Here is a 9,445-nt window from a genome sequence, read left to right as displayed (position 1 = left end):
ATGGACTGCCCTAACAACAATGTTGCTACTCTGTTGGCTAAAGCATACTGCTCGTTACAAATGGGGGCTGGCAAACCTTGTCGTGTCGTTAAGGCTGAACACTTTTACCAAAATTGATCTTGAAAAGTGGCTTAACGAACCCTTCAAACCGCCTCCAGATGACAACAATTAGGGGAAAGGCGGGATTAAAATTCTTATTTTTTCGTTGGGCTGTATAACTCAACGGGTTACGCCTAACTCATAATTTATTTAGGACAACATTGGGTGTAATTCATTGTAGAGCAGTCATTTGTGGGTATCATCGTAGGGTGTTTCTTGCTCCATGCAGCGGTGCAGGAAGCAAGAAACGGCCTACAATCGTTTTTGGGTGGGTTTGCCGAGAGGAGGCGTGTCGGTTCTCAGCGGAGGACTTCGGGAACGGCCGGAGCAATGGCGCAGAGCAAAGCCTGACGCGTGGTTCCTTTCTGTCCGATGACAACGATGTGTGTTGGGCCGAAGAATACATTCGCCACTTCGGGCGCAGACAGCTCCTCTATTTCCGATGCGATGCGGGTTGCATGGCCTTCGACCGTATTGAGCAGGAGCGTCTCTCCTGCATTGGCCAGTCCGATAAACCCTTCGGTGCGTCCGATGCGAAGTTCACCGCGAGGGGAGGGTGGACGACTGTCTTGGGGCAGACTGTACACTTTTCCCCCCGAAGGCGAAGTCGATTTTTCTATGCCGAGGAGCTCCAGATCACGCGAAAGTGTGCCCTGCGATACGGAAATGCCTTCGGACAGTAAGGCTGTTTGCAACTTCTCTTGAGTGGAGATTTCCCCTCGCAGGATATGCCGACGGATGGCATCGAGCCTTTTCTTTCGCATTTTTCCCCGTATAGTTTTCTTTAGGCGGTCATAACCAGATAGACCGTATAGCAGACGAAGAGCGATAGGAGGATGCTGCCTTCGAAGCGTTTGATCGTTTTGTCGCCGAAGAAAAGACCGAAAATATAGAGCAGGATTGTCGCAAGGATGAAGATCCCGTAGTCCACGACCGTAATGCCTTGGATCCTTATGGGGCTGATGGATGCACTGACTCCGAGGATGAGCAGGATGTTGAAGAGGTTGCTACCGACGATATTGCCGATGGCCATGCCCGGACGCTTCTTGATGGCAGCCACCACGCTGGTGACCAATTCGGGCAGAGAAGTTCCTCCCGCTACTATGGTGATGGCGACAACCGATTCGCTTATGCCCATCTGTGCAGCAAGCATGGCTGCATTGTCCACGAACAGATCGCCCCCGAAGACGAGAGCTGCCAGACCGCCTATTACCATTATTATGGATAGGGGGAGGCCAAACAGCCTTACCTGTCCGGGGGATTCTTCCCCTTTGGACATATTGAAGGTGTAGAATAGAAATATCAGGAAGAAAGCCAGCAGCACGAAGCCTTCGGTACGGGTGATCACATTCTCTCCGGCCATGTCGAAGAGACGGTCGTTGGCCATGAAAAACAAGACCGCGGAGGAGAGGATGGTCAGGGGGATTTCGATACGGATCGTACTGTTCGACATGGCCAGCGGTATGATCAGGGCCGTAACTCCCACGATGGCCAGAATGTTGAAGATATTGCTCCCGATGACGTTGCCGATAGCTATATCGGCACTTCCTTTCAGAGCTGCCATCAGACTGACGGTGAGTTCGGGTGCCGATGTGCCGAAGGCCAGTACGGTAAGGCCGATGACCAAGTCCGAGAGCCGGAATCGCTTGGCAATGGAGGCTGCGCCATCGGTGAGGAAATTGGCTCCGCCAACGACTAAGAGCAATCCGAGGATTAGAAGCAGTATGTTCGGTATCATTGTCTTGTAATAGCTGTTTGTTCGTGGAATGGACTACAAAGATGCGTTTTTTTCATTATCGATTGTCATCAATCCCGGCTGAGCAATGCGGAGTATGCTTCTTCATACCGGTCGTAAAACAGACGCCACTCTGCATGGGATGCCGTTTGCATGGCTGCCTGCCGGTAGACCGTTCGGTCGGCAGTTTCGGCCGGCCAACGACATAGTAGCTCGGCGATGGATTGCACGGCTTCTGCATAATTGTCGTCGGTACGCTTGATGACGGCTACGCCCGTACTGAAATCGTCCCGGCTGCCGCACTCCTGCATAGCCCAAAGTCCGAAGCCCGAAAGGTCGGTCGTCACCGTGGGGATACCGAAGGCGATGCTCTCCAGCGGCGTATATCCCCACGGTTCATAGTAGGAGGGAAAGACGGTCAGATCCATGCCGATGAGCAAATCGTAGTAGCTGAGACCGAAGATGCCGTCCTTCCGATTCAGGTAACAGGGGACGAAGATGAAGGAGGCCTCTCCGGCACTGCCGGCGGATTCGCCGAGTCGTTTCGAGATAGTCTGCTCCTGTACGTCGTACAGCCAATGCGTCAGGAAAGGATAGGGAAGCGGTTTCTCCTTATACTCCGTCGGATTGGGATGATTCAGCAGATATTGCAGGTCGGCACGTGCTCCGGCTACCCATGCCGGCACGAGGATGAAAGCCAAAGCCGGGGTGCGAAGTTTGCCTGATCGTCCGGCATCGGAGATGGCATCGATGAAGAGGTCGATACCTTTGTTCCTGTACTCGTGGCGTCCGCTCGTCGCTACCAGCAAAGTGTCGGCAGGCAGTTGCTTGCCGGTCAGATGTTCTGCTACGTGGAGCAGTCGCTTTCGCGCTTCGGTGCGCCGCCTTTCGTATTCTTCTCCTTGCGGTACGAAGTTCGGTTCGAATCCATTGGGCAGTACCATCGGATTGCGCTCGAGCAGCTGTCGGCATTCTTTGGCCGTGAGTTCGCTTACCGTGGCAAAGGTATCCGATTGGTGAGCCGCCGCCTTTTCTATCCCGTGCTTGGCTTCCACACCGAGTTCGGCTGCCATTTGATCGCCGTTGTAGCCCGGCATGTATGCATACAGAGCTTTGTTGTTGCCGGCGATAGACCGCCCTGTGGTAGTGGCATGTGTGAGGAAAAGCGTTTTCAGACGAGGCGTTTTCCACTTGCTGTAGAGGAGTCCCATGCCGAGCATCCATTCGTTGAATATGCCTATGGCCGGTTGGTCTTCGGGGCAGAGGTATTCGCACAGACTGTGCATCGTTTGGGCTGCGGCAATGCCGAAGAGCGAGGCTTCGTCATAGTCGCCGTACCCCTTGTCGCTTTGGATGCCGAAGTGCTCCCACATCTCATAGTAGAGCTTTGCTTTCTGTGTGTACAGGGGCTCGAAGTCCACCAGTACTACAGGGGGAGAACCGGGAGTTCGCCAGCTGCCGCACACGTATCGCAAGTCCAGCGAAGGTGCTGCATCGCGATGCCAATCCTCCAAGATGGCAGGGACTGTATTCTCAAAATCGGCGGGTAATTCTTCCTGCTCCGTTAGCAGGGGGCCTATGAAAATGACACGTCCTTCGTGGCGTTTCATCATCTCGTGTGCCCTTGATGTAAGCACAGTGTATATACCACCCTGCTTATTGCAAACCTCCCAGCTCGTTTCCAACAAGAGGGAAGGGTTGGGGCGAAAATCATTCATTCGATCGCAATTCGTTTGGGAAAGTTTTTTCGGTCTTATCCTCCGACCAACCGCCATACAAAGGCCACGGCTACGGTGACAACGAAACCCGTGGCAAGCGGAATCAAGGCTGCCAGTAGTGTCCATTTCCGGCTCCCCGTCTCTTTATATATGTTGAACAGGGTGGTGCTGCAAGGATTGTGGAGCAGGCAGAAGAGCATGAGGTTGATACCCGTCAGCATAGTCCAACCGCCGGCCTCGAACAGTCGTGCTGTTTCGGCTGCACCATCGGCTTCGAACATGACACCGGCACCGGCTCCTCCGTCTATTCCCGTAGTCAGGACGGTCAGCATCAGGGTCGTGGGTATCACTATTTCATTGGCCGGAATAGCCAATACATAGGCCAGCAGAATGACACCGTTGAGTCCCATCAGCCACCCGGGGCCGTCCAGCAGGTCGATCAGATATTCGGCTATCCCGATTCCGCCGATTTGAATGTTGCAGGTGAGCCAGATAAGGGCACCGGCCGGCGCAGCAAAGACAACGGCACGCCACAAAACGACGAGTGTGCGGTCTACGATGGATTTATAGATCGTCTGCCAAAACTGTGGCGGACGGTAGGGTGGAAGCTCCAGATTGAACGTGGATACTTGACCTCGCAGCAGCGTCCGAGAGAGTACCCAAGAGAAGAAAAACATGAAAGCGATACCCAGCAATGCGATGGCCACGACCGACCCGATGCCGATCACGCCACGCAAATAGGCCGGTACGGCAGGCGTGAGAAAGACCGTGGCAAGGAGTATCTGCGTAGGCCAACGGCCGTTGCACAGAGAGAAGTTGTTGGTCAGAATAGCTATCAGTCTCTCCCTTTGGCTGTCGATGATGCGTGTATTGATCACTGCCGCCGCATTGCAGCCGAAGCCCATCGTCATGGTCAGAGCTTGCTTGCCGTGCGCACCCGAACGACGAAAGAGTTCGTCCAGATTGAATGCCACTCGCGGAAGAAAACCGAAGTCTTCCAATAATGTAAAGAGAGGAAAGAAAATGGCCATCGGCGGCAACATGACACTTACGACCCAAGCCGTAGCCAAGTAGACACCATCGATGAGAAATCCGCTCAACCAATCCGGCAGGAGATCCATAGCTCGTGTCTTCAGCAAGGGATGGAGAATACCTACAAGGCTGTCGCTCAACCACTGGGACGGATAGTTGGAGCCTACAATGGTAATCCACAGTACGAAGGCCAACATGAGCAACATGATGGGAAAACCCCACTTCCGGCTCGTAACGATGCGATCTATCTTAATATCCAGAGGTGTTCTTCCGCGTTTGTTGGCCTGAGTGACCACTTCTTGGCATATTTTTCCGGCGTCGGAATAGAGTGCTTCCGAGAGCTGGTCATGCAGGTCTTCGCCGAAGTTGCGGCGAAATTCGTCCACCTCTCCTTTCAGCTTCTCCGCCAGAGCTTCGTTATCGGCATAGAGCATATTCTCCACCCGTCGGTCTCCCTCCGTAAGGCGAAGAGCTAACCATCTGCTATTGGGTGTATCGGGATGAAAGAGCCGGATGGATTCGGCCAAAGAATCGATCTTCGCATCTATTTCGGTACCGATGCTTGTCAGCCGATGCGGAGTACAGCGATAAATCCCTTTGGCCACCTCAGACAGGGCCGACAGTAGATCGGATATGCCTTCGCCCGAACGTGCACTGGCTCCTACGACAGGGATACCCAGCCTGCGCGAGAGACCTCTCAGGTCGATCTGCACGCCGTTCCGTTCGGCTTCGTCCATCAGATTGGCACATAGGACGGCACGATCCGTTATTTCGAGGATTTGCAGGATCAGATTCATATTCCGCTCCAGTCGGGTGGCATCCGCCACGATGAGGGTGACATCGGGCTTGCCGAAGAGAATGAAGTCGCGAGCGATCTCCTCATCCTCGGAAGTAGAAAGGAGAGAATAGGTGCCCGGAAGATCCACTATCTTGTATGAAGAGCCGGCATACGAGAATGCACCTTCGGCTTTCTCTACCGTTTTCCCCGGCCAGTTGCCCGTATGTTGTTTGAGGCCGGTCAGAGCATTGAATACCGTGCTCTTGCCCGTATTGGGGTTGCCGGCAAGGGCGATGGTAAAGTCGTATCGTTCCGCATCGGTGCCCAAGCGCCGTAGTTTATTTCCGCTGTGTGCGGGACAGCCGTTGCAGGCTGAAGAAGTGGCAGCACTCTTTTTCATCATTCGATTCGAAGTTGGTCTGAGCGTTTTGTTTTTTACCTGTATATAAGGATATAACGAGCTTGATCGTGTCGCAGGGCGATGGCTGTTCCTCTGACCACATAAGCCGTCGGATTGCCCAAGGGACTGGTCAGATCTATGGCGATTCGGCTACCGCGTACGAACCCCAAGTCCAACAGCCGTCTGCGATTGGCTCCCCGACAGGCCTTACTGATGCCGGCTATTGTAGCTTCTTCACCCTGACGAAGCGTAGTGAGCTTGACGGTCTTCTGCGCCAAATCTATCATGCCTTCGTCCGTACAGGGCATTACGGTCAGATTATGTGCAGCCTCCCGTGGTAGCAAGAATTGCTCCCCCTCGAAAGAGAGGTGCACTCCATTCGTATCGGTATGTAGAAGGTGGAATACAGCACCCCGGAAGAGGCCGATGGTTTCTATCTGTCGGTACAGGTCGGCAGGCTCGTCTTCGATGTGGATCACTCTCACATACGAATCATCCGGCAGTTCGTCGGCATATACTCCTTCCACCGACTGCACTTCGCCCTCTTCCGTCGGGATGGGATCGCCGTGCGGGTCAAAAAGCGGATTGCCGAGGCGGACTGCTATCCGCTCCTGCTCTTCATCGGACAGATAGTGCTCCTCCTTACAGGCTTGTGCATGCCATTCGCTGGGTTCGTAGCCGGAGTGTTCGGACAGGTATTTTTCCAAAAGCCTGTGGCGTCGAATCACCTTGAGCGCATATTTCCGTCCGCTTTCGGTCAGATGCGAGTCCGGAGGAAGACAATAGCCTTGTTTGTGCAGCAGATCGAGTATATACTGTTGGTTGCTTACCTTCAGTCCGGTCAGTCCGGCCAGTTGGTCTGCATTGACTGGCAGACCATCTTCTTCCAAAGAATAGATGGCTTTAAGCGTGTCTTCGGACAGACGGCGTACATCGAAACGAAATGGAAGATTCGAGAATAAATTCATGCTTCTATAACTTCTATTATTACCGAAGTGTTCGGTCTGTTGGCCTGCGGCACAACGTTCTCAGTATGACAAAGATGCTTATTTTCATCGAAGAATTCGTCAAACCACAGGCTCTCCCTCGCTCTTTTACCTGCATCGAGGTATCCGGATGCAAAGTTGTATCCACAAGAGCCGTTTCATTCTCTTTCCCTGGCCATTCTTTTCCCATTGTCTATCGAATCATGAGCGATTTCCTCTATTCAAATCCCATTCATTGACGGTTTTTGGGATTCTTGTGTGAAAGGCTTTAAATAGTTGGTATAAAGTGTTATATTTGAGGCAGTAAGATGGAGGACTGAACGGGGTTACTTTATGGTGTTTTTTAGTGCATGATTCGGCTGTTGAGGAGGATGATATGCAATCGGTTTATGGAATATAGATAAGAGCTATAGTTTGATAAAATCTGCGAATTACATATAAGAATCTTGCTCTATATCTTTGTCAAATAAGTAATACGAATAAAAAGAAAAATGAAAGCAACTATACTATATCAGAGCAAGAAAGGCCGTACTGCCGGATGGGCAAGAGCTATGGCCATGTACTTGTGGAGTAGGGGGGTGAATGTGAACTTCGGAGCACTTTCTGACTTTAAGGACGATCAGATCAAGGACTCGGATCTCCTTATGCTTGGCAGCTGGACTTCGGGGTGGTTCGTCGTCAATCAGCATCCCAGCCATCTTTGGGTAGAAGGCTCTCGCAAACTTCCGGCGACATTGCCTCCCAATCTTGTCCTTTTTGCTACTTATAAGTTGCGTACCGGTGCCATCTTCAACAGGATGAAGCGGCATCTCAATTTGTCGGGTGTTGCTTGCATCGATACGATGCGCTCTCGTACCGGTATCCTCTCAGAGGATGACAAACGGAGATTGGATCATTATATAGAGAAGATAAAGACACTTCACGAAAAAAGTGAATGACATCTTGTTTGGACATTTAATTACTTAACTTAAATAAGAGACAAAACAATGGAAAAGAACAAACTTACTACAGCTGCGGGTGCCCCCGTAGCAGACAATCAGAATGTGGCCACTGCAGGCAAGCGTGGTCCTATGCTTCTGCAGGATGTCTGGTTTTTGGAAAAGCTGGCTCACTTCGATCGTGAAGTGATCCCCGAACGTCGTATGCATGCCAAAGGTTCGGGAGCTTTCGGCACATTTACTGTCACTCATGACATCACCAAGTACACGAAGGCGGCTATTTTCTCCGAGATCGGCAAGCAGACCGAGCTGTTTGTACGCTTCTCGACTGTGGCTGGAGAGCGTGGTGCGGCTGATGCGGAGCGGGATATACGTGGCTTTGCTATCAAGTTTTATACTGAGGAAGGTAACTGGGACCTCGTAGGAAACAATACCCCCGTATTTTTCCTGAGAGATCCTCTCAAATTCCCCGACCTGAACCACGTAGTAAAGCGTGACCCACGCACCAATATGAGGAGTCCTCAAAACAACTGGGACTTCTGGACACTTCTGCCCGAAGCTCTCCATCAGGTGACTATCACAATGAGCGACCGAGGTATACCTGCCAGCTATCGTCACATGCACGGCTACGGAAGCCATGCATTCTCGTTTATCAACGCCGAAGGAGTAAGACATTGGGTGAAATTTCATCTCCACACTCAACAGGGGATAAAGAATCTGACAGATGCAGAGGCGGAAGCATTGATCGGGAAAGATCGTGAAAGTCATCAGAGAGACTTATTTGAAAGCATTGAGCGTGGCGACTATCCTCGTTGGACGCTCAAGGTGCAGATCATGACGGAGGAAGAAGCCAAAGCTTTGCCGTATAATCCTTTCGACTTGACAAAGGTGTGGTCGCAGAAAGATTTTCCCCTTATCGAAGTTGGCGTAATGGAGCTGAACCGCAATCCGGAAAACTACTTTGCCGATGTGGAGCAGTCGGCATTCAATCCTGCCAATGTGGTACCCGGTATCAGCTTCTCTCCTGACAGGATGTTGCAGGGGCGTCTCTTTTCCTATGGCGATACGCAGCGCTATCGGCTCGGCGTGAATCATCACCAAATACCTGTAAACAGGAGTCGTTGTCCTTTCCTGAATATGTATCACAGGGATGGAGCCATGAGGGTAGATGGCAACTTCGGTTCGCGTCTTGGCTATGAGCCTAACAGCTATGGGCACTGGCAAGATCAGAATGAGTACAAAGAGCCACCCCTCGAACTTGATGGTGCTGCCTATCAATGGGATTTCAGGGAAGATGACAGTGACTATTATTCTCAGCCTCGCAAGCTCTTCCATATCATGTCGCCGGATCAGCAGCAGGTACTATTCGACAATACGGCTCGTGCCATGGGTGATATCCCCAAAGAGATCAAGCTGCGCCATATAGCGAATTGCTACAAGGCCGATCCGGACTATGGCAAGGGAGTAGCAAAGGCTTTGGGGCTTGACGTAAACGAAGCATTGTAAGCGATACAGCCAGATCCATAGAAAGTTGCTAAAGCGATAAATAGGCTAAGCATACCGACATAGATTGGTTCGTGCTTAGCCTTTTTTATTTCCTTTTTTGCCATTAACCGGCTTAAAAATACGCGCCAAAAAGGTTTTCAACAACGAAGATGAGTTTGGAATCATTCCAAATAAGCACCTGAAAGGAAGAAGATTTTGAAGCGAAAAAGGCAAGAAGAGGAAGTTTTTCAGGTAGAAACATGACTTTTGGAAG

At 51.5% G+C, this 9,445-nt stretch carries 7 protein-coding genes and 1 pseudogene; 3 read left to right on the top strand and 5 right to left on the bottom strand.

Annotated elements, in window-relative coordinates:
• Positions 1–172, top strand: a pseudogene (locus F452_RS12660) (IS4 family transposase); the annotation flags it as partial.
• Between the two features lie 226 nt (positions 173–398).
• Here F452_RS12660 and F452_RS0103865 read toward each other — a convergent pair.
• From F452_RS0103865 to F452_RS0103845, 5 genes are all read right to left on the bottom strand, one after another.
• Complete coding sequence (locus tag F452_RS0103865; RefSeq protein WP_018964926.1) at positions 399–863, bottom strand: arginine repressor; 465 nt, start codon at positions 861–863, stop codon at positions 399–401.
• A 20-nt stretch (positions 864–883) separates the two neighbouring features.
• On the bottom strand, positions 884–1,837 hold the full coding sequence (locus tag F452_RS0103860) for a calcium/sodium antiporter (RefSeq protein WP_018964925.1): 954 nt from the start codon (positions 1,835–1,837) through the stop codon (positions 884–886).
• Between the two features lie 68 nt (positions 1,838–1,905).
• Positions 1,906–3,552: a glycosyltransferase gene (locus F452_RS0103855; protein WP_018964924.1), complete on the bottom strand. Its 1,647-nt coding sequence runs from the start codon at positions 3,550–3,552 to the stop codon at positions 1,906–1,908.
• Positions 3,553–3,587: 35 nt separating this feature from the next.
• Positions 3,588–5,762 (bottom strand): ferrous iron transport protein B, encoded by a 2,175-nt coding sequence (gene feoB / locus F452_RS0103850; RefSeq protein WP_026292163.1) that lies wholly within the window; start codon positions 5,760–5,762, stop codon positions 3,588–3,590.
• 35 nt (positions 5,763–5,797) lie between these two features.
• Positions 5,798–6,730 carry a metal-dependent transcriptional regulator gene (locus F452_RS0103845; protein WP_018964922.1) on the bottom strand — a complete coding sequence of 311 codons (933 nt, stop codon included), beginning with the start codon at positions 6,728–6,730 and terminating at the stop codon, positions 5,798–5,800.
• Positions 6,731–7,239: 509 nt separating this feature from the next.
• Between F452_RS0103845 and F452_RS0103835 the strand changes: the two genes are divergently transcribed.
• Both F452_RS0103835 and F452_RS0103830 read left to right on the top strand, forming a co-directional pair.
• Positions 7,240–7,686: an NADPH-dependent FMN reductase family protein gene (locus F452_RS0103835; protein WP_018964920.1), complete on the top strand. Its 447-nt coding sequence runs from the start codon at positions 7,240–7,242 to the stop codon at positions 7,684–7,686.
• Between the two features lie 48 nt (positions 7,687–7,734).
• Positions 7,735–9,192: a catalase gene (locus F452_RS0103830; RefSeq protein WP_018964919.1), complete on the top strand. Its 1,458-nt coding sequence runs from the start codon at positions 7,735–7,737 to the stop codon at positions 9,190–9,192.
• Positions 9,193–9,445: the final 253 nt, after the last annotated feature.

Origin of the sequence: Porphyromonas gulae DSM 15663 (genome assembly GCF_000378065.1) — a bacterium.
GTDB lineage: Bacteria > Bacteroidota > Bacteroidia > Bacteroidales > Porphyromonadaceae > Porphyromonas > Porphyromonas gulae.
Note: the sequence above shows the minus strand (reverse complement) of the source record. Positions and strands in the feature narration are given on the sequence as shown.

Coding starts and splice junctions, on each gene's coding strand:
- F452_RS0103865 (WP_018964926.1), bottom strand. CDS start 863: ATGCGAAAGAAAAGGCTCGATGCCATCCGTCGGCATATCCTGCGAGGG.
- F452_RS0103860 (WP_018964925.1), bottom strand. CDS start 1,837: ATGATACCGAACATACTGCTTCTAATCCTCGGATTGCTCTTAGTCGTT.
- F452_RS0103855 (WP_018964924.1), bottom strand. CDS start 3,552: ATGAATGATTTTCGCCCCAACCCTTCCCTCTTGTTGGAAACGAGCTGG.
- feoB (WP_026292163.1), bottom strand. CDS start 5,762: ATGAAAAAGAGTGCTGCCACTTCTTCAGCCTGCAACGGCTGTCCCGCA.
- F452_RS0103845 (WP_018964922.1), bottom strand. CDS start 6,730: ATGAATTTATTCTCGAATCTTCCATTTCGTTTCGATGTACGCCGTCTG.
- F452_RS0103835 (WP_018964920.1), top strand. CDS start 7,240: ATGAAAGCAACTATACTATATCAGAGCAAGAAAGGCCGTACTGCCGGA.
- F452_RS0103830 (WP_018964919.1), top strand. CDS start 7,735: ATGGAAAAGAACAAACTTACTACAGCTGCGGGTGCCCCCGTAGCAGAC.